19 protein-coding genes are annotated in these 17,043 nt (G+C 61.6%); 14 read left to right on the top strand and 5 right to left on the bottom strand.

Annotation, left to right across the window (positions count from 1 at the left end):
* Nucleotides 1–38 precede the first annotated feature (38 nt).
* The 9 genes from AB1E33_RS15650 to AB1E33_RS15610 all read left to right on the top strand — a co-directional run bounded on the left by AB1E33_RS15650 (nt 39) and on the right by AB1E33_RS15610 (nt 8,894).
* Nucleotides 39–1,166 carry an ABC transporter ATP-binding protein gene (locus AB1E33_RS15650; RefSeq protein ID WP_372578210.1) on the top strand — a complete coding sequence of 376 codons (1,128 nt, stop codon included), beginning with the start codon at nt 39–41 and terminating at the stop codon, nt 1,164–1,166.
* The gene (locus AB1E33_RS15645) at nt 1,166–2,056 is read left to right on the top strand and encodes an ABC transporter permease subunit (RefSeq protein ID WP_372578209.1); all 891 of its coding nucleotides are present in this window, start codon (nt 1,166–1,168) and stop codon (nt 2,054–2,056) included. The genes AB1E33_RS15650 and AB1E33_RS15645 overlap by 1 nt, the downstream gene beginning before the upstream one ends.
* Nucleotides 2,053–2,868: an ABC transporter permease gene (locus AB1E33_RS15640; RefSeq protein ID WP_372578208.1), complete on the top strand. Its 816-nt coding sequence runs from the start codon at nt 2,053–2,055 to the stop codon at nt 2,866–2,868. The genes AB1E33_RS15645 and AB1E33_RS15640 overlap by 4 nt, the downstream gene beginning before the upstream one ends.
* A gap of 6 nt (nt 2,869–2,874) precedes the next feature.
* Nucleotides 2,875–4,206 (top strand): NAD(P)/FAD-dependent oxidoreductase, encoded by a 1,332-nt coding sequence (locus AB1E33_RS15635; protein WP_372578207.1) that lies wholly within the window; start codon nt 2,875–2,877, stop codon nt 4,204–4,206.
* Between the two features lie 109 nt (nt 4,207–4,315).
* Nucleotides 4,316–5,275 (top strand): cytochrome ubiquinol oxidase subunit II, encoded by a 960-nt coding sequence (locus AB1E33_RS15630; protein WP_372578435.1) that lies wholly within the window; start codon nt 4,316–4,318, stop codon nt 5,273–5,275.
* On the top strand, nt 5,272–7,362 hold the full coding sequence (locus AB1E33_RS15625) for a cbb3-type cytochrome c oxidase subunit I (RefSeq protein ID WP_372578206.1): 2,091 nt from the start codon (nt 5,272–5,274) through the stop codon (nt 7,360–7,362). The genes AB1E33_RS15630 and AB1E33_RS15625 overlap by 4 nt, the downstream gene beginning before the upstream one ends.
* Nucleotides 7,359–7,991 carry a cytochrome c oxidase subunit 3 gene (locus tag AB1E33_RS15620; protein WP_372578205.1) on the top strand — a complete coding sequence of 211 codons (633 nt, stop codon included), beginning with the start codon at nt 7,359–7,361 and terminating at the stop codon, nt 7,989–7,991. The genes AB1E33_RS15625 and AB1E33_RS15620 overlap by 4 nt, the downstream gene beginning before the upstream one ends.
* Entirely contained in the window at nt 7,984–8,313 is a 330-nt protein-coding gene (locus AB1E33_RS15615) for a cytochrome o ubiquinol oxidase subunit IV (protein WP_372578204.1), read from the top strand. Before AB1E33_RS15620 ends, AB1E33_RS15615 begins: the two co-directional genes overlap by 8 nt.
* A gap of 134 nt (nt 8,314–8,447) precedes the next feature.
* Nucleotides 8,448–8,894: a hypothetical protein gene (locus tag AB1E33_RS15610; RefSeq protein WP_372578203.1), complete on the top strand. Its 447-nt coding sequence runs from the start codon at nt 8,448–8,450 to the stop codon at nt 8,892–8,894.
* Nucleotides 8,895–8,928: 34 nt separating this feature from the next.
* Here AB1E33_RS15610 and AB1E33_RS15605 read toward each other — a convergent pair whose 3' ends face one another.
* Complete coding sequence (locus AB1E33_RS15605) at nt 8,929–9,915, bottom strand: aldo/keto reductase (RefSeq protein ID WP_372578202.1); 987 nt, start codon at nt 9,913–9,915, stop codon at nt 8,929–8,931.
* Nucleotides 9,916–10,011: 96 nt separating this feature from the next.
* Between AB1E33_RS15605 and AB1E33_RS15600 the strand changes: the two genes are divergently transcribed.
* Nucleotides 10,012–10,821 (top strand): LysR family transcriptional regulator, encoded by an 810-nt coding sequence (locus AB1E33_RS15600; RefSeq protein WP_372578201.1) that lies wholly within the window; start codon nt 10,012–10,014, stop codon nt 10,819–10,821.
* On the opposite strand, the gene AB1E33_RS15595 is transcribed toward AB1E33_RS15600, so the two are convergent.
* Nucleotides 10,818–11,831, bottom strand: coding sequence for a DUF3500 domain-containing protein (locus AB1E33_RS15595; protein WP_372578200.1), 1,014 nt, complete (start codon nt 11,829–11,831; stop codon nt 10,818–10,820). The two genes, AB1E33_RS15600 and AB1E33_RS15595, sit on opposite strands and share 4 nt — an antisense overlap.
* Nucleotides 11,832–11,973: 142 nt before the next feature.
* Between AB1E33_RS15595 and AB1E33_RS15590 the strand changes: the two genes are divergently transcribed.
* Nucleotides 11,974–12,849 carry a TIGR01459 family HAD-type hydrolase gene (locus AB1E33_RS15590; protein ID WP_372578199.1) on the top strand — a complete coding sequence of 292 codons (876 nt, stop codon included), beginning with the start codon at nt 11,974–11,976 and terminating at the stop codon, nt 12,847–12,849.
* Nucleotides 12,850–12,954: 105 nt separating this feature from the next.
* The gene (locus AB1E33_RS15585) at nt 12,955–13,398 is read left to right on the top strand and encodes a MaoC family dehydratase (protein ID WP_372578198.1); all 444 of its coding nucleotides are present in this window, start codon (nt 12,955–12,957) and stop codon (nt 13,396–13,398) included.
* 315 nt (nt 13,399–13,713) lie between these two features.
* Here AB1E33_RS15585 and AB1E33_RS15580 read toward each other — a convergent pair whose 3' ends face one another.
* Entirely contained in the window at nt 13,714–14,523 is an 810-nt protein-coding gene (locus tag AB1E33_RS15580) for an alpha/beta fold hydrolase (RefSeq protein WP_372578197.1), read from the bottom strand.
* Nucleotides 14,520–15,122 carry a 2-hydroxychromene-2-carboxylate isomerase gene (locus tag AB1E33_RS15575; protein WP_372578434.1) on the bottom strand — a complete coding sequence of 201 codons (603 nt, stop codon included), beginning with the start codon at nt 15,120–15,122 and terminating at the stop codon, nt 14,520–14,522. The genes AB1E33_RS15580 and AB1E33_RS15575 overlap by 4 nt, the downstream gene beginning before the upstream one ends.
* A 108-nt stretch (nt 15,123–15,230) precedes the next feature.
* Here AB1E33_RS15575 and AB1E33_RS15570 point away from each other — a divergent pair, with 108 nt between their 5' ends.
* Nucleotides 15,231–16,250 carry a ribose-phosphate pyrophosphokinase gene (locus tag AB1E33_RS15570; protein ID WP_372578196.1) on the top strand — a complete coding sequence of 340 codons (1,020 nt, stop codon included), beginning with the start codon at nt 15,231–15,233 and terminating at the stop codon, nt 16,248–16,250.
* 9 nt (nt 16,251–16,259) lie between these two features.
* On the opposite strand, the gene AB1E33_RS15565 is transcribed toward AB1E33_RS15570, so the two are convergent.
* Nucleotides 16,260–16,484, bottom strand: coding sequence for a hexameric tyrosine-coordinated heme protein (locus AB1E33_RS15565; protein WP_372578195.1), 225 nt, complete (start codon nt 16,482–16,484; stop codon nt 16,260–16,262).
* A gap of 113 nt (nt 16,485–16,597) precedes the next feature.
* Between AB1E33_RS15565 and AB1E33_RS15560 the strand changes: the two genes are divergently transcribed.
* Nucleotides 16,598–17,032, top strand: coding sequence for a MarR family winged helix-turn-helix transcriptional regulator (locus tag AB1E33_RS15560; protein WP_372578194.1), 435 nt, complete (start codon nt 16,598–16,600; stop codon nt 17,030–17,032).
* The last annotated feature ends 11 nt before the right edge of the window (nt 17,033–17,043 follow it).

The raw sequence follows: 17,043 nt of genomic DNA, 5'->3' as shown, positions 1-17,043 counted from the left end.
TAGCACCCCGCCGATTTCTTTTAGAACAAGGACCTGCCGTGGACGCCTCACTCTTAGCGCCTTGGGAAGATCCCCAAGCACAGCCGCTGATCCGGTTCAAGAACGTCACCAAGTCATTCGGCGCGTTCACTGCCATTGACGACCTGTCGCTGGATATCTTCGAGAAAGAGTTCTTTGCCCTGCTGGGCCCCTCGGGCTGCGGCAAGACCACCATGATGCGGATGCTGGCCGGGTTCGAGGCACCCAGCAGCGGCGTGATCGAACTGGCCGGTCAGGACATCGCGCCGGTGCCGCCCAATCAACGCGCGGTAAACATGATGTTCCAGTCATACGCGCTGTTCCCGCATCTCAGCATCTGGGACAACATCGCCTTTGGGCTAAAACGCGACAAAATGCCAAAACATGACCTGCAAGAGCGGGTCGAAGCGATGCTCAAACTGACCCGGTTGGAACAGTTTGCCCGCCGCAAGCCGCATCAGATCTCTGGCGGGCAACGGCAGCGGGTGGCGCTGGCGCGCTCGCTGGCCAAGGCGCCGAAACTGCTGCTACTGGACGAGCCGCTGGGCGCGCTCGACAAGAAACTGCGGCAGGATACGCAGTTCGAGTTGATGGATATTCAGGAAACCACCGGCACCACTTTCGTGATCGTCACCCACGATCAGGAAGAGGCGATGACCGTGGCCAGCCGCGTCGCGGTGATGGATCATGGCCGCATCATTCAAGCCGACACGCCCGACCGCATCTACGAAACGCCAAATTCGGTCTATGTGGCTGATTTCATTGGTGATGTGAACATCATTCAGGGGCAGGCAAATCCCGGTGAGGGCGAAGGCTATCGCCTGTTCTGGACCGAAGGTCAGCCGCCCCTGATCGCAAACTCGACAAAGTCGTTTTCCGCAGGGCAGACCTGCCATCTGGCGATCCGTCCCGAGAAGGTGACGATCAGCGCCGAACGCCCCGAGGAGGCCGCAAATGCGGTGCAGGGCAAGGTTCTGGACATCGCTTATCTGGGTAATCTGTCGACGTATCACGTCGAACTGCCAAATGGTCTGGTCATCAAGGCGCAGACCGCAAATACCCGCCGCATCTCGCGCCGGTCCTTCACATGGGAAGACCCCGTATGGCTGTCCTGGACCGCCACCGCGGGCGTGTTGTTGGCGAATTGATGCGACGGTTTTTCCTGATCGCCATTCCCTATGCCTGGCTGCTGGTCCTGTTCCTGATCCCCTTCGTGATCGTGCTCAAGATCTCGCTGTCGGACACCGAATTGGCCATCCCGCCCTACACGCCGACGCTCGACCTCTCGGCAGGCTGGGCTGGCATCCGGGAGTTCTTTGCCGGGCTTGATCTGGAAAACTTCGTCTGGCTGACCGAAGATGATCTCTATTGGAAGGCCTATCTGAGCAGCCTCTGGATCGCCACTATCTCGACCCTGCTGACATTGCTGCTGGGCTATCCCATCGCCTATGCCATGGCGCGCAGCCCCGAGCAATGGCGTGCCACGCTGATGATGCTGGTGATCCTGCCCTTCTGGACCTCGTTCCTGATCCGGGTCTATGCGTGGATGGGCATCCTCAGCCAAGAGGGATTCCTGAACCAGCTCCTGCTCTGGATCGGCATCATCGACAGCCCGCTGACCATCCTCAACACCAACAGCGCCGTCTATATCGGCATCGTCTATACTTACCTGCCCTTCATGATCCTGCCGATCTATGCGGCTCTCGACCGGCTGGATGGCTCGCTGATCGAGGCGGCAGAGGATCTGGGCTGCTCGCGCCTGATGGCCTTCTGGCTTGTCACGATGCCGCTGTCGCGCCCCGGAGTCATTGCCGGCAGCTTTCTGGTCTTCATCCCCGCACTGGGTGAGTTCGTGATCCCGTCGCTGCTGGGCGGATCAGGCACGTTGATGATCGGCAAGGTGCTGTGGGAGGAGTTCTTCTCGAACCGCGACTGGCCGGTGGCCAGCGCCGTGGCTGTTGTGCTGCTGCTGATCCTGGTGATCCCGATCGTGCTGTTCCAACGTAACCAGCAGAAACAGCAGGAGGCCGAGCAATGACACGCCTGAGCTGGTTCAATGTGGTGTCGCTGACGCTGGGCTTTGCCTTTCTTTACCTGCCGATGGTGATCCTGATCATCTTCAGCTTCAACGAAAGCAAGCTGGTCACCGTCTGGGCGGGTTTCTCGACCAAGTGGTATGGCGAGTTGCTCCAGAACGAGGCGTTTCTGGATGCCGCCTGGGTCACGCTGCGGGTGGCGGTGTTCTCGTCGACCATTGCCACGGTGCTGGGCACGATGGCCGCTTATGTGCTGGTGCGCGGCGGGCGGTTCTTTGGCCGGACACTGTTTTCCGGCATGATCTACGCGCCGCTGGTGATGCCCGAGGTGATCACCGGCCTGTCGTTGCTGCTGCTCTTCATCGGCATTGGGTTGGATCGCGGCATCTTCACCATCGTGCTGGCGCATACGACCTTTTCGATGTGCTATGTCTCGGTTGTCGTGTCCTCGCGCCTCGTCACCTTCGACCGCTCGCTGGAAGAGGCCGCACTTGATCTGGGCTGCTCCCCAGCCGAGGCATTCCGGCTTGTTACGCTGCCCATCATCGCGCCCGCGGTAATCTCGGGCTGGCTCTTGGCGTTTACGCTGTCGCTGGATGATCTGGTGATCGCGTCATTTACCTCGGGCCCGTCATCGACCACCTTGCCGATCAAGATCTTCTCGTCTGTGCGACTGGGTGTCAGCCCCGAAATCAACGCATTGTCGACGCTGATGATCGCGATTGTCGCCGTGGGGGTCATCATCGCCTCACTGGCCACCAAACGCGCCGCCCTGCAGCGTCAGCGCGAAGAGCGTCAGGCGGTGCAGACGTGACCGGCGATGCGGCTCTTTGAGGATCGGGCCTATGGGCCAGAGCCCATCGCCAACAGCTATTGGGCCACCACCGCCACCGCGCCGTCCTATCCGCCACTTGCCGGCGGGCAAAGCTGCGACACCGCCATTATCGGCGCGGGTTATACCGGGCTGAACGCGGCGCTGGAGCTGGCCCGCGCGGGGCAGGATGTAGTGGTGCTCGAGGCTGAACAACCCGGCTGGGGCGCCTCGGGGCGCAATGGCGGGTTCTGCTGTTTGGGCGGCTCAGCCGCTGGGTTCACCGCGATATCGCGGCAGGTTGGCCGCGATGGGGCTTTGACCTATCTGCATACCGAGCGGAATGCGGTGGATTTCGTCCGCACCCGGCTGACTGAGTACGGGATCGACGCGGACACCCATTCACGGGGCGAGACCTGTCTGGCGCATTCGCCAAAAGCTGCGGCAAGGATGCGCGACGAGCTTGGGGAAATCCGCGACATTTACGGGATCGATGCCGAAATCCTACCGCGTGAGGCGCTTGCCTCAAACGGGTTCGCCAGCTCGGAATTCCACGCAGCGCTGACGATACCCTATGGCTTCGCACTGAACCCGATGAAATACGTCGCCGGGCTGGCGCGGGCAACAGATGCCGCGGGGGCGCGCATTCATGGCAAAAGCGCCGTGACGGGAATGCAAACCGCACCCGATGGCAGGCACCTGCTGCAATCGGCACAGGGCGAGCTGCGGGCGGCAAACCTGATCATCGCCACAAATGGCTACAGCTCGGACAGCATGCCACCATGGCTGGGCGGGCGTTACCTGCCGGTGCCTTCGGCTATCATCGCCTCGCGCCCGCTGACCGAGGATGAATTGGCCGCGCAGGGCTGGACCAGCCGTCAGATGTGTTATGACAGCCGCAACCTGCTGCATTATTTCCGCCTGCTGCCGGAGAACCGCATACTCTTTGGCCTGCGCGCCGCCTGGCGCTGCACGGAAGCAAGCGACGCGGCAACGCTGGCTCAGGCGCGCGTTGATTTCGCCCGTTTCTTCCCGGCATGGTCGGAGGTCGAGATCACCCATCACTGGTCCGGCCTGGTGTCTCTCTCGCGCAATCTAACCCCCTTTGCCGGTCCCGTTCCCGGCATGGACCGCGCCTGGGCGGCGCTGTGTTATCACGGCAACGGGGTGGCGATGGGCAGCTATGCAGGTGCGCTGCTGGCCGCGCAGATCACCGGGCAAGGCCCCGCCACGCCCGCGCTCATGACGCGGCCCCTGCGCCGGTTCGAACTGGGCCGTTGGCGCCGCGCGATCCTGCCACTCATCTATGGGTGGTACGGCCTGATGGACCGGCGCGGCTGACCCGCCAGTCGGTCCCGATTGCCCATCGCCCGCGAAAAGAGCTTGAGAAATTGCCTCCCTGCCCCGATAGTCCAAGTGGATCAGTGACATAGTAAGGCGGGTAAGCGTGATGAAATCAGCCCGGCCCCCGGCGGCCCTACCAGTTCTGGTTGTCCCGGTCTTGTTGCTTGCAGCGGCACCCGCGCTGGGTGACAGCAACAGCTTCATGGACCCGCAAGGCCCAGTGGCGCTGGCACAGAAGGATCACCTGATCCGCGCCACCGCTCTTATCATGATCGCGGTCATCCCGGTGCTGTTGCTGGTGCCGTTGATCGTGTGGCGCTACCGGCGGCGCAAGAACTCCTCTGCCGCCTATCGGCCCAAATGGGAATTCTCTCCCGTTTTGGAGACCACGATGTGGACCGTGCCGGTGCTGATCGTGGCAATCCTGTCATTCTACCTGTGGAAATCGACCCATCGGCTCGACCCCTATGCCGCCAATTTCGGCACCGATCCGGCGGTTGAAGTTCAGGTGGTCGGCCTCGATTGGAAATGGCTGTTCATCTATCCCGACCTGGGCATAGCCACTGTGGGCGAAATGGGCATGCCGGTGGACAGCCAGATAGCCATGGAGCTGACCACCGACACGGTGATGCAAAGCTTCCTGATCGCCGCGCTTGGCGGGCAGATCTATGCCATGCCCGGCATGACCACCCAATTGCATCTGTCCGCGAGTGAGCCGGGCCGGATGCAGGGCGAGAACACGCAATATAACGGGCGCGGCTTTACGGGTCAGAAATTCGACGCGGTTGTGATGCAGGCGGATGATTTCCAAAGCTGGGTCGATACCGTGCGCAGCAAAGGCCGGGTGCTGGATGACACAACCTATCGCATCCTCGCCCAGCGCACCGACCGGGCCGAGGTGCAGCAGGCGCTCGGCACGCCCGACATGCCCGAGACCGCGCTTTACTTCACGCTGCCCGACGCCGGGCTCTTCGACAAGATCGTCCACCGCTACCACAGTGACGCGGCGCTGCCTGTCGCTGATCAACCCGGCACCCTCGTTTACGGACAGGAGGCCACTCAATGAGCTCCGTCGAGTCCACCGTCTTTGGCCGCCTGACCTGGGACGCCCTGCCCATCGCCGCGCTGATCAAGAACCCCGGCACCAATGAGATCGTCGCCAATGCCGCCGGCGCCATTTTGGTGCTTGGCGCGGCGGTGGTGCTGTTCATTCTAAGCTATTTCAAGCTTTGGGGTCCGCTCTGGCGCGACTGGCTGACCAGCACCGATCACAAGAAACTTGGCATCATGTATATCGTCTTTGCGCTGGTGATGCTGGCGCGCGGCGTGCTGGAAGGCGTGGTGATGCGCGCCCAGCAAGCCGCCGGCCCCGGTGACGGTTTCCTTGAGGCCGGGCATTTCGCCCAGCTTTTCAGCACCCACGGCACGATCATGATCTTCTTTGTCGCCGTGCCTTTTGTGGTGGGCTTCATCAACTTCATCATGCCCCTGCAAATCGGCGCGCGCGATGTGGCCTTTCCGGTGATGAATCAGATCAGCCTCGGCCTGACCGTCTCGGGCGGGATGATGCTGATGGTGTCGCTGGTGGTGGGCGAATTCTCGACCGGTGGCTGGACCGCCTATCCGCCTTATACCGGTGCCGCCTTCAACCCCGGTGTTGGGCCGGATTACTGGATCTGGGCTATCGTGGTCTCGGGCGTCGGCACAACGCTCAGTGGGATCAACTTTGCGGTTACCATCTACAAGATGCGTGCCCCGGGAATGGGGTTCATGCGGCTACCGATGTTCTGCTGGACGGTGATCTGCAGCTCGATCCTGATCATCTTTGCCATGCCGCCCCTCGGGGTTGCCGCGCTGTTGCTGGCCGCCGACCGCTACCTGGATTTCCACTTCTTCACCAATGACCTTGGCGGCAACATGATGAACTACGCCAACCTGTTCTGGCTGTTCGGCCACCCTGAGGTCTACCTGCTGGTGCTGCCCGCCTATGGCATCTATTCCGAGGTTTTCGCCACCTTCTCTGCCAAGAAGCTCTACGGCTATGTCTCGCTGGTGATCGCCACCATGTCGATCGCGGTGCTCAGCTTTACCGTCTGGCTGCACCATTTCTTCACCATGGGTCAGAGCGCGCTGATCAACGCGGTGTTTGGCGTGGCTACCATGCTGATCGCGATCCCCACCGGCGTGAAAGTCTATGACTGGATGGCCACCATGTATCGCGGCCGCATCCGGCTGTCGGTGCCGATGCTCTATGGGATCGGTTTCCTGATCCTCTTCGTGATCGGCGGGCTGAGCGGCGTGATCCTCGCCAACCCGACAATCGATTTTCAGGTCCACAACACCCTCTTCCTGGTCGCCCATTTCCATAATGTGCTGCTGCCCGGCGTGCTGTTTGCGATGCTGGCGGGCGTCAACTATTGGTTCCCAAAAGCCTTTGGGTTCCGGCTGGATGAGCGGTGGGGCCGCATTTCCGTGGCTCTTTGGGTGGTGGGGTTCCTGTTCACTTTCATGCCGCTCTACTTCGTGGGTCTGATGGGCATGCCGCGCCGATCGTTCAGCTGGGAGGACCCCAGTTTCCACCCCTATATGATCGTCGCTGTGATAGGCGCCCTGATAATTCTGTTGGCATTGCTGTCGGTGCTGGTGCAGCTTTATGTCAGCATCCGCGACCGCGCGCGGAACCTTGTACCGGTGGGCGATCCCTGGGATGGGCGCACGCTGGAATGGTCGATCTCGGCCCCGCCACCTGCCTATAATTACGCCGTCCTGCCGCAGGTCCGCGACCGCGATGCCTTTGCCGAGGCCAAGGAAAGCGGCAGCGCTTACCTGAAACCCACCGGTTATGACGATATCGAGCTGCCGAAAAACACCTCGATCGGCTTCCTGCTCTGCGTCCTCAGCGGGGTGTGGATGTTCGCGCTTGTCTGGTGGATCTGGTGGCTGGCGCTGGGGGTTACTGTCCTGATGCTGCTCATTGTGATCGTATGGAGCTTTGACACCGAAACCGAGATCGTGATCCCCGCTGCGCAGATCAAACAGGAGCACGAGGCCTGGCTTGATCTGGTCGCACGCACCCCGGCCGTGGACCGCGATGACGAGGCCGCGCCCGCCAATCTGGGCTATGCACGGCCCGACATGGAGGGCGCCACTTGAGACATTCCGACCACCAGACCTATCCCGGCATAAACCTGGGCGATATCGACCCCAGGCATCAGCAGCGGGTCGAGACCGCGCAGTTTGGCTTCTGGGTCTTCATCATGAGCGATCTGGTCTATTTCGGCCTGATGTTCGCGATCTATATCACCATGATCGACGCGCAGGCGGGCGGACCGGGCCCGCATGAGCTGTTCGACCTGCGTAGCCTGTTTGCCCAGACCGTGCTGCTGCTGACCAGCAGCATGACCGTGGGGCTCGCCTCGCTGGCGCTGAAATACCATCTGGGGCTGGGGCGGGTCTATCTCTGGCTGGTGGCGACGCTGTTGCTGGGGTTTGGTTTTTTGACACTCGAGATCATGGATTTCATGAATATGGCCGCCAAGGGCGGTGTGCCCCAGCGCAGCGGCTTCCTGTCGGCTTTTTATGGGCTGGTGCCGCTGCACGGGCTGCACGTGGCGACCGGGTGCCTGTGGCTGGTGATCCTGATGATCCAGATGCAAGTGGTCGGAGTGACCGATCAGATCAAATCGCGGCTAATGCGGTTCGGCCTGTTCTGGCACTTCCTCGACCTGATCTGGATCGGCATCTTCACCATCGTCTATTTCGGAGGGCTGGCCTATGGATGACAAACACGCCATGCACGCGCGCGAGCGCAGCCGCTATGTGCGCGGTTTTCTCTTTGCGCTGGCCTTGACGCTGACAGCATTCGGGATCGGCCATCTCTACGGACCGCAGACGCCCTATGTCTACTTGGCCATCGGGGTGCTGGGCCTGCTGCAACTGATCGTGCAACTGGCCTATTTCCTGCATATCGACCGCCGCCGCGACAGCCGCGAGGATCTGGACCTGATCCTCTTCTCGACCATGGTCCTGCTGATCATCATCCTCGGAACAGTCTGGATTCTGGGCGATTTGCATATGCGGATGCATATGGGTATGCAGCTGTAGAATAGCTCACCAAATTGATTTGTGATTTTGGCCCCATGTCGGTTCAATGATAGGGGGATCTCAAGAGCCGAGTGCAGCACCCCGTTGACTTGGGCCCGAGCGGCAAAAGCCGGGTAGTTGGGAAGGTCATCGCAATGCGAAAAAGATGGGTTTCACTGGTTTTTCCTGCAATCGCGTTCGCGACGTTGGTCGTTGGCGCAGGCCCAAGCCTGGCCGGTGACTGCGGCCGTGTTCGTGCTCTGGAGGAATTTGCCTCCACCGGATCCGAGCCTTCCGGATCGCGCTGTGAGACGTTTGTAGGGCTGACCTCCGGAAACGGCGTGTCATGCTATTGGGAATTCCCGTTTCGGGATGGTGCAGCTCTTGCATATTACGAAGCGACATGGTCCGAGCTGACCACTTGCCGAGGCGGTATTCAGTCCGCCGCCGAAAATCCCGTGAACCATCCCGACAGCTACGACATTCGGGAACTGAGCGTTGCGCAAGATATCTACCGTGTCACGATGAAAGACAAAGGCCGCTTGAACCGCACTCTGGTCTTTTTCAGTTTCGAGCAAGGCAAAACCTACGAAACCGACTAATCTGCCGGAGCGTCGCATATGCTTCTGCCTCAGGCTAGCGCGCCCGGTCAGGCGCCCCGGGGTCGCGGGGCAACAGGGCCTCGATCTCGGCCATCACGGCGGGCGGCAGCGGACCCTTGGCAAGAGCGCCTGCCGTATCGGTGATCTGCGCCGCCGTTCGCGCGCCAGGCAGAGGGATACAAGCAGGCGACCGCCCCCAGAGCCAGCATATCGCCCCCTGGGCAAGGCTGCGCCCGCCCGATTGCAGCAATTCGCGCACCGCCTCGAGTCGTGTCAGAAACTCCGGGTTCGGGCGCGCATTCGTGAAATAGGAGACCCAGTTCTGATCGCTCGCCCGGACGTCATTACCGGGCAGCATGCTATCCGCGCCGTAACCGCCTCCTAACAGACCCATTGCCAGCGGCGAACGGATCAGCGACGTCAGCGCGTGTCTGTCCAGCGCCGTGCACATCCTTGGCGCGTCGAGAAAAACATTCATCGCATGCTCCACGGCGACAAAGCCGTCGCGATCCGCCATCGCCTCGGCATTGGCGCTAAGATCGGTGCTCCAGCCATACCCACGGATTTTGCCCTCCGTGCGGGCGCGCTCCATCTGATCAAAGAGCGGTTCTGCCTGAGCGACATCCATGTCATTCAGGTGCAGCAAAAGGATGTCGATGCACTCCCGATCGAGCCGGTCGAGGCAGCGGTCGAGCGCTGGCATGACATGAGCGGGATCAGGATCGGGCTCGGTCACCTGTTTGGAAACCTCGTCAACCTGCAGCCCGATCTTGGTGACAATCATCGTCTCGCTGCGCCCGCGCAGCGCCTGTGCCAAGAGCCGGTCAGCATGACCCGCCCCATAGGCGGCGGCGGTGTCGAACAGGTGAATGCCCGCATCCAGCGCCGCATGGATCGCCCGGATCGCCTCCGCATCATCGCTGCGGGAATAACCCAAGGAGGTTTCGCCACTAAACATCGCACCGCCAATCGGCCAGCATCCCATGCCCATCAGATTTGTGTTCGGTTCAAACAAGGTCATCGCTGTGGTCTCCTTTGCTTTACCCACAGCCTGCACGTCTGGTTCTGGAACATCCACGAACGATACTGTAACTGTCATTTCATGCATGAAACGAACTTGGATTGGGATGATCTGCGCCTCTTCCTCGCGGTGGCGCGCGGGGGCGGTCTGGCAGCAGCATCGGACACGACCAAAAAAAGCGCCCCGACACTGGGAAGGCGCATGGTGGCTTTGGAAAAGCGGCTGGGGGTGGATCTGTTTATTCGGTTGCCGCGCGGATATGCGCTGACCGCTGAGGGCGAGGCACTACTGGCAAAGCTCGCGGAGGTCGAAAGCCGTATCGTGCCGCTATCAGAGGCGGGCAAGGAACGCAAACCGCTGGTCAAGCTTTCGGCGGGCACCTGGATGACCCATCTGCTCTGCCGCAAGGCGCAGTCTATTACCGGTGGGGACGTGGCAATCCGCTTTATCTCGGCAGATCACGTGCTGGATATCCGGCGCCGCGACGCGGTGATCGGCATCCGCAACCACCGCCCCGATCAGATCGGGCTGGCCTGCCGCCGGGTCGGCAGAGTGAGTTTCGCGGCCTATGCTACTGGTCCGGAGGTCACCACTTGGGTGCGGGTCATGGGCCAGACGCCCTCTGCCCGATGGACCGCGCAGGCAAGCGCCGGGCATCCGGTGATCGAAGTGACGGGCCCACGCAACGCGCTCGACCTTGCGCAGGCGGGTGCGGCACGGGCTGTGCTGCCCTGTTTCATTGGTGATGACACCGCCGGGCTAACCCGCATCGCGGGCCCTATCGACGCGTTGGCCCATGATCAATGGCTTGTCACCCATGATGAGGAACGGTTTGCACCCGAGGTTCGCATGGTGATCGGACGCGTCGAGGCTCTACTGCGCGATCTGCATCACCCAAGGGCCTAGATCAAATGCCTGCCAAAATTTCGGGCGGTGTCGTGGAAGACCGCATGCAGGTGCAGTGGCTGATCGCGCAGGCTGGCAAACTCGATCAGGATGTCCTGCCCTGTCAGCCGGTAATAGATTGAGCCGTCCAGATCCGCCCCGCCCCAGGCGAAACGCAGCGCCGTCATATCCTGCTGCGCGTTCAGGCCCGTCTGCGCGGCGGCCATCGGTGCGGGCAGCACCTCGGTGGTATAGACCTCGACCAGTCGCGCGGCCATATCGGCCTGATCTTGTGGCAGATCGCCCAGTGCGATACCCGCCAGTTCTGCCGCCAGGGTCCGTTCGGTCCCGCCATTGGACAGGATATTGCCCGGCGAGCGCGGCCAGACCAGCGCGCGCTGGCGGGCCGTGTCGCTCAGCCCGGAATACAGCGCCCGGGCCAACGCCTCTTCCTCCTTGAGCACCACAAGACCGCGATAGGGCCCCGAGGGCACGGTGTTGGGCTCGGAGGAATACGAACTTGGCGTGGTCGAGATCACCTGATCATCCAGCAGCGTGAAGCTCAGCGACAGGTGGTGCCCTTCCCACCGCCACGCCCAGGTGCCAGTTTCCGAAGGCAAGCCGTAGAGCTGCACCGAAAAACGTTCGCGGTTGCGATCGGCTGACCCCTTGCCCCATTCATCGCGCAGGATGTCCTGCTGCAGCATGATGTTCATCGCCTTTTCAAGCCCCGGCGCGCTGGCAGCAGTGGCAAGCAGATCCAGCGCCAGATCCTTCTGGGCCGGTGTCATCTGCTCCAGCGCCAGCCCCGGCGCGCGGCGCGATCCGGTCATGAAGTTCCAGGCCAGACGATTGGGCGTATGAAAACCGAACAGCGCCGCCGCCCGCTGGGGTTCATCGAGCGCATCAAGCAAGGACTGCGCGCGCGTCCGCATCTCCGATCCAGAGGGCGCGGCTGCAAAGGCTCCGGCAAATGGCAGGGCGGTGACAGCAGCGCCTGCTGCGAGAAACATGCGTCGGTCGATACTCATGCGAAACCCTCCGTTGTGGCTTGTCTCTGAGTATAGCCCGTTTTCCCGCACCTTCCGATCAAAGCACCGCGATCCCGCAAAGCTGTGGTCATTGCCGCCCGGTTCGGGCATATCCCGATGAGACCCTTGCGCAGGAGACCCCATGAGCCAGATTATCCACTCGCTGAGCGATGTGTCCGACCGGTACCGCGCGCTGTTCGTCGACCTCTGGGGCTGCGTCCACAATGGCGTCACCGCTTTTCCCGATGCGGTTGCGGCGCTGAAAGACTATCGCGCGCGTGGGGGCATCGTAGTGCTGGTCACCAACTCGCCCAAACCCCGCGCAGGCGTGATGACCCAGCTCGAAGGGTTCAACGTCCCGCGCGACTCCTATGACACCATCGCCACCAGCGGCGATTCCGCGCGCTCGGCCATGTTCCGGGGCGCCGTCGGGCAGAAGGTCTATTTCATGGGTGAACCCCGTCGTGATGCAGGGTTTTTTGAACCCCTGCACATCCTTGAAAGCCCCATCACCATCGAACGTGTACCGCTGCGCGAGGCCGAAGGTATTGTCTGCTGCGGACCCTTCGATCCGATGGCCGACCCTGACGTGAACCGGCCCGATTTTCTCTATGCCAAGCAGATGGGCATGAAGCTCCTTTGCGCCAATCCCGATATTGTCGTGGACAGGGGCGACGTGCGCGAATGGTGCGCCGGTGCGCTGGCCAGGCTTTATGCCGAAATGGGCGGTGAAAGCCTGTATTTCGGCAAGCCGCACCCGCCGATCTACGACCTCGCCCGCCGCCGGTTGCTAAGCCTGGGTCATGACATTCCCGATGCCGAGATCCTTGCCATCGGGGATGGCGTGCTGACCGATATTGCTGGTGGGATGGGCGAAGGGATCGACTCGCTTTTCATCAGCGGCGGGCTGGCCGCAACCGAGACCAACACCCATCACGATCCCGACCCCGCCGCGCTGCAGACCTATCTGGAGCGCGAGATGTCTAATCCCACATACACGATCGGTTTTCTTCGCTAGTGCAGAAAGTTCTTGATTTTCTGCAGGTGCGAAGTAATAAAATTACCCAAGTGATCAGAATCACGTCAGTTAATTACCGCCAAGATGGCGGAAGACGAGGGTGACATGTTGGACAACCTGCCGCGCGGAACAATTTGCATCGAAGATATCGAGATGGGCATGAGCCGCCATCTGCACAAAGTTGTGACCGATGAGGACATCGAGATGTTCGCTCAGGTCTCGACCGACCGGAACCCGGTGCATCTGGACGACGACTATGCCCGCGACACCATCTTCGAGGGGCGCATCGCCCATGGGATGCTGACGGCGGGGCTGATCTCGGCGGTGATCGGCGAGCAACTTCCGGGGCATGGCACGGTCTATATGGGCCAGTCGCTGAAATTCCTCGCCCCCGTGCGCCCCGGTGATATGGTCTATGCCGAGGTAAAGGTGGTCGATATCGACCACGGCAAGCGCCGCGTGAAGCTGGATTGCCACTGCTCGGTGGATGGCAAGAAGGTTCTGATCGGCGAGGCCATGGTCCTGGCGCCCAGCCGCAAATTCGACTGACGGTTACCCCCACAGACCAATCGGGCAGCACGCCCTGATGAGGCAAGCAACTTTGTCCGCCACCGGCTTGGCCGGGGCGGTTCATCCCGTCAGGGCAGTGCATCTGCGATAAAATCGGTGGCGCCACCAAGTGCGGAGATCGGAATCGGGGCGTCACCCCCGCTCGGCCAACCGGTCGGTCGAGACCCCTGCCAAGGGGTCCGGTTCCACGTCTGTTGCGACACCCGGGCCCAGAGAGGCGCGGGTGAAGGATCGATCGCCGCCACACTGCCCCATGAGAGGTTTGCGTGCCGTAACCAGGGCGTACGTTGCGGGTCAGCCACGCGACCAGAACCGCGTGATCTCATCGGCCACACGGGCGGAATGGGTCAGCGGGGCCATATGGCCGGTACCCTCCACAACCGAGTTGACAGCATCCGGCAGGCGTCGGGCCAGCCCCGCATTCGCCGTCGCGGTAATAGCCGGCGAGTGCGCACCGCGCAGCAGCAGCACGGGCGCTGTCACACTGTCCAGCCCACCGGGACGCAGCAATCCATGGGGATCGCGGGTGATCTGGGTATTGGCGTCTGCCAGAATCGCAACTCCACGTGTCATGGCCGCACGGGTCGTCTCGGCAAGATCGGACCAGCGTACCCCCCCCGCCCCCCAGAGCCTGTTGAACAGCCGCGCCGCGGTTTCAGGATCCCCGGCGGCCAGCGCGTCATGCACCGGTTGCATGCTTTTTGCGTCCTCCACCGTGTCTTCGGGCCGGTCCTGTTTGGCGACCGCGAAGAAGACCGGCTCGAACAACACGACGCTGCGGACAAGATCCGGGCGCTGTACCGCCAGATGCAGGGCGACCACCCCGCCAAAGGAATGCCCGATCAGGTCCATTGGTTCACTCAGCAGCGCGCTGCCAGCCTCGATCATACGGTCCAGGATACTGCCCTGCCCGTCCCAATCTGGGCTGCGCCCATGCGAGGGCATATCGGGTACCGTCACGGCAACGTCCTCGCCCAGATTTTGCGCCAGCCCCCGCAAGGCGCCGGAATGGGCCATGGTACAGTGAAAGCCCAGCACCTGCCGCGTGCCACGCCCAAGCCGCCTTACATGCAGCCCTTGCGCCACTGCAGGCAGGACTGTCACTTCGCCCGCCCGGCCAGATGCCGGCCAAGATCGTCCAGCCGGTCCTGCCCCCAGAACCGCTGATCGTCGGAGGTGATGTAGAAAGGCGCGCCGAATACACCTCGCTCGACCGCCTCCTCCAGATTGGCGGCATAGGTTTCGGCACCGACCAGAAGGCCACTGTCGGCCAGACCGGGGTCGAACCCCGCCCCCTCCAGACAGGCCCGAATCACCGCATCATCGGAGATGTCCTTTTCTTCTGCCCAGCAGGCGCGCAGGATCGCATGGCAGAGACCGCCCAGATCGCCGCCGCCCGCCTTGGCTGCCGCGATGATCGCGTAAGACGACGGCGCGGCATTGGTGGGCCAATGGGCCGGTTTCAGATTGAATGCCATGTCCAGCTTGTCGGCTTGCCGCCGCAACTCCTGCAGGCGGTATTCCTGACGCGACACATGCCTGTCCTTGGGCGGAGTGCCGCCAGTACGGCCGAACAGGGCCACGATATCCATCGGCTTGTAGGCAATAGTTGCCCCATGCTTGGCGGCGATCTCTTCCAGCCGGGTTCCGGCAAGGTAGGAATATGGCGACAATGTCGCAAAAAAGTAGTCAATGTCGGCCATCGTCAATTTCTCCATCACGGTCTCTTTGCCGGACGGTAAGCCCATGCTAAGCGGTGTCAACATCACGAATCTGTCACATTCGACACCGCTGCCTCGGGGATTCTTCATATGCCGACACCGACCGAACCCAAGCTGATCGCTGGGAACGCCAACAAACCTTTGGCCGACACGATCGCCAGGCGGATGAGCCTGTATCGCGGCGTCGATCAAGCCCCGGTCGAGGCGCGGGTGGAGCGCTTCAATGATGGCGAGATTTTCGTCGAAGTGTTCGAGAATGTGCGCGGTGAGGACATGTTCATCATCCAGCCGACCTCGAACCCGGCCAATGACAATCTGATGGAGCTGCTGATCATCTCGGACGCGCTGCGCCGGTCGTCAGCGTCCCGGATCACTGCCGTGATCCCCTATTTCGGCTATGCCCGCCAGGACCGCCGCACCAAGGCACGCACCCCGATCTCCGCCAAGCTGGTCGCCAACATGCTGACCGGTGCCGGGATCGAGCGGGTGCTGACCATGGACTTGCACGCGGCGCAGATTCAGGGGTTTTTCGACATTCCGGTCGACAACCTCTATGCCAGCCCGATCTTCGCGCTGGACGTAAAGACCCAGTTCAAGGACCAGATGGACGAGTTGATGGTGGTCTCGCCGGATGTGGGCGGCGTGGCCCGCGCCCGCGAGCTGGCCAAACGTATCAACGCGCCGCTGTCGATCGTGGACAAGCGCCGCGAGAAGGCGGGCGAAGTGGCCGAAATGACGGTGATCGGAGACGTGAAGGACAAGATCTGCCTGATCGTGGACGATATCTGCGACACGGCCGGCACGCTCTGCAAAGCGGCGCAGGTGCTGATGGACAAGGGCGCGAAGGAAGTCCACTCCTACATCACCCATGGCGTGATGAGCGGCCCGGCGGTGGAAAGGGTGACCAATTCGGTGATGAAGTCGCTGGTCCTGACCGACACGATCCAGCCGACCAAACCGATCCAGAAGGCCAGCAATATCCGGATCGTGCCCACCGCGCCGATCTTTACCCAGGCGATCCTGAACATCTGGAATGGCACCTCGGTGTCATCGTTGTTTGAAGACAAGACGCTGACACCGATCTATGAATCGCTCTACCAAATGGACTGACCCTGCGGGTCACGACCTCCAGTAATCATTGGCCTGGGCGACGGTCTGAAAATTGGCCGCCACCACGTGCGAGGCCATGGTCAGGCTATCGGCGTTATTGGCATAGTCCGGGCGCATCCGCGCGCGGGCGGCGTCATCGGGCTGGGTCTTTTTGACCGCCATCCGCGACAACTTTATCGCAAGATCAAAGCCCTCTTCCGGCGTTTCGGTCTGCAGGCTGGGCAGCCAGGACATCTTCTCTCTCCATTACATTGCGTGCGATTTAATCGTTTTCGATTTAATATTGAACTCGGCGCTCGGTCAAGCAATTATATCGTGCACGATACAATTCGGCGGGACTCAGACACGTGACACACAGCACATTGCCCAGCCGGGCCGAGGACATGTTCTGCCATTCGGTTTATGTGGCCTCGCATGTGATCAACCGAGCCTACATACCGCATCTCAAAAAGCTGGGACTGACCTATCCGCAATATATCACCCTGACGCTGCTATGGGAAAGGGACGGCCAATCGGTGGGTGCGTTGGCAGGCCAATTGCGGATGAACACCAGCACGCTAACCCCGCTGATCAAGCGGTTGGAGGCGTTGGGCCATGTGCAGCGCAGGCGTGGTGAGACGGATGAGCGGCAGGTCTTCGTGCACCTGACCAGGGACGGTCGTTCTTTGCAGGCGAAGGCACCCGAAATCACTGCCTGCATGGTCGAAGGCACCGGCCTGACGCGTGAGGAATTGCACAGGTTGCAGGACCTGCTGAAACGGCTCAGCGACGGGCTGCAATAGAGCTGACCAGC

Source organism: Ruegeria hyattellae (assembly GCF_041537925.1).
Taxonomy (GTDB): Bacteria; Pseudomonadota; Alphaproteobacteria; order Rhodobacterales; family Rhodobacteraceae; genus Ruegeria_C.
This window is presented reverse-complemented; position numbering and strand designations above follow the sequence as displayed.

Bases quoted from the DNA above. Each gene is read 5' to 3' on its own strand.
- AB1E33_RS15605 (WP_372578202.1), bottom strand. From the start codon at position 9,915: ATGACCTTGTTTGAACCGAACACAAATCTGATGGGCATGGGATGCTGG.
- AB1E33_RS15595 (WP_372578200.1), bottom strand. From the start codon at position 11,831: ATGAGTATCGACCGACGCATGTTTCTCGCAGCAGGCGCTGCTGTCACC.
- AB1E33_RS15610 (WP_372578203.1), top strand. From the start codon at position 8,448: ATGCGAAAAAGATGGGTTTCACTGGTTTTTCCTGCAATCGCGTTCGCG.
- AB1E33_RS15635 (WP_372578207.1), top strand. From the start codon at position 2,875: ATGCGGCTCTTTGAGGATCGGGCCTATGGGCCAGAGCCCATCGCCAAC.
- AB1E33_RS15575 (WP_372578434.1), bottom strand. From the start codon at position 15,122: ATGGCCGACATTGACTACTTTTTTGCGACATTGTCGCCATATTCCTAC.
- AB1E33_RS15585 (WP_372578198.1), top strand. From the start codon at position 12,955: ATGTTGGACAACCTGCCGCGCGGAACAATTTGCATCGAAGATATCGAG.
- AB1E33_RS15615 (WP_372578204.1), top strand. From the start codon at position 7,984: ATGGATGACAAACACGCCATGCACGCGCGCGAGCGCAGCCGCTATGTG.
- AB1E33_RS15565 (WP_372578195.1), bottom strand. From the start codon at position 16,484: ATGTCCTGGCTGCCCAGCCTGCAGACCGAAACGCCGGAAGAGGGCTTT.
- AB1E33_RS15590 (WP_372578199.1), top strand. From the start codon at position 11,974: ATGAGCCAGATTATCCACTCGCTGAGCGATGTGTCCGACCGGTACCGC.
- AB1E33_RS15630 (WP_372578435.1), top strand. From the start codon at position 4,316: ATGAAATCAGCCCGGCCCCCGGCGGCCCTACCAGTTCTGGTTGTCCCG.
- AB1E33_RS15640 (WP_372578208.1), top strand. From the start codon at position 2,053: ATGACACGCCTGAGCTGGTTCAATGTGGTGTCGCTGACGCTGGGCTTT.
- AB1E33_RS15570 (WP_372578196.1), top strand. From the start codon at position 15,231: ATGCCGACACCGACCGAACCCAAGCTGATCGCTGGGAACGCCAACAAA.
- AB1E33_RS15625 (WP_372578206.1), top strand. From the start codon at position 5,272: ATGAGCTCCGTCGAGTCCACCGTCTTTGGCCGCCTGACCTGGGACGCC.
- AB1E33_RS15645 (WP_372578209.1), top strand. From the start codon at position 1,166: ATGCGACGGTTTTTCCTGATCGCCATTCCCTATGCCTGGCTGCTGGTC.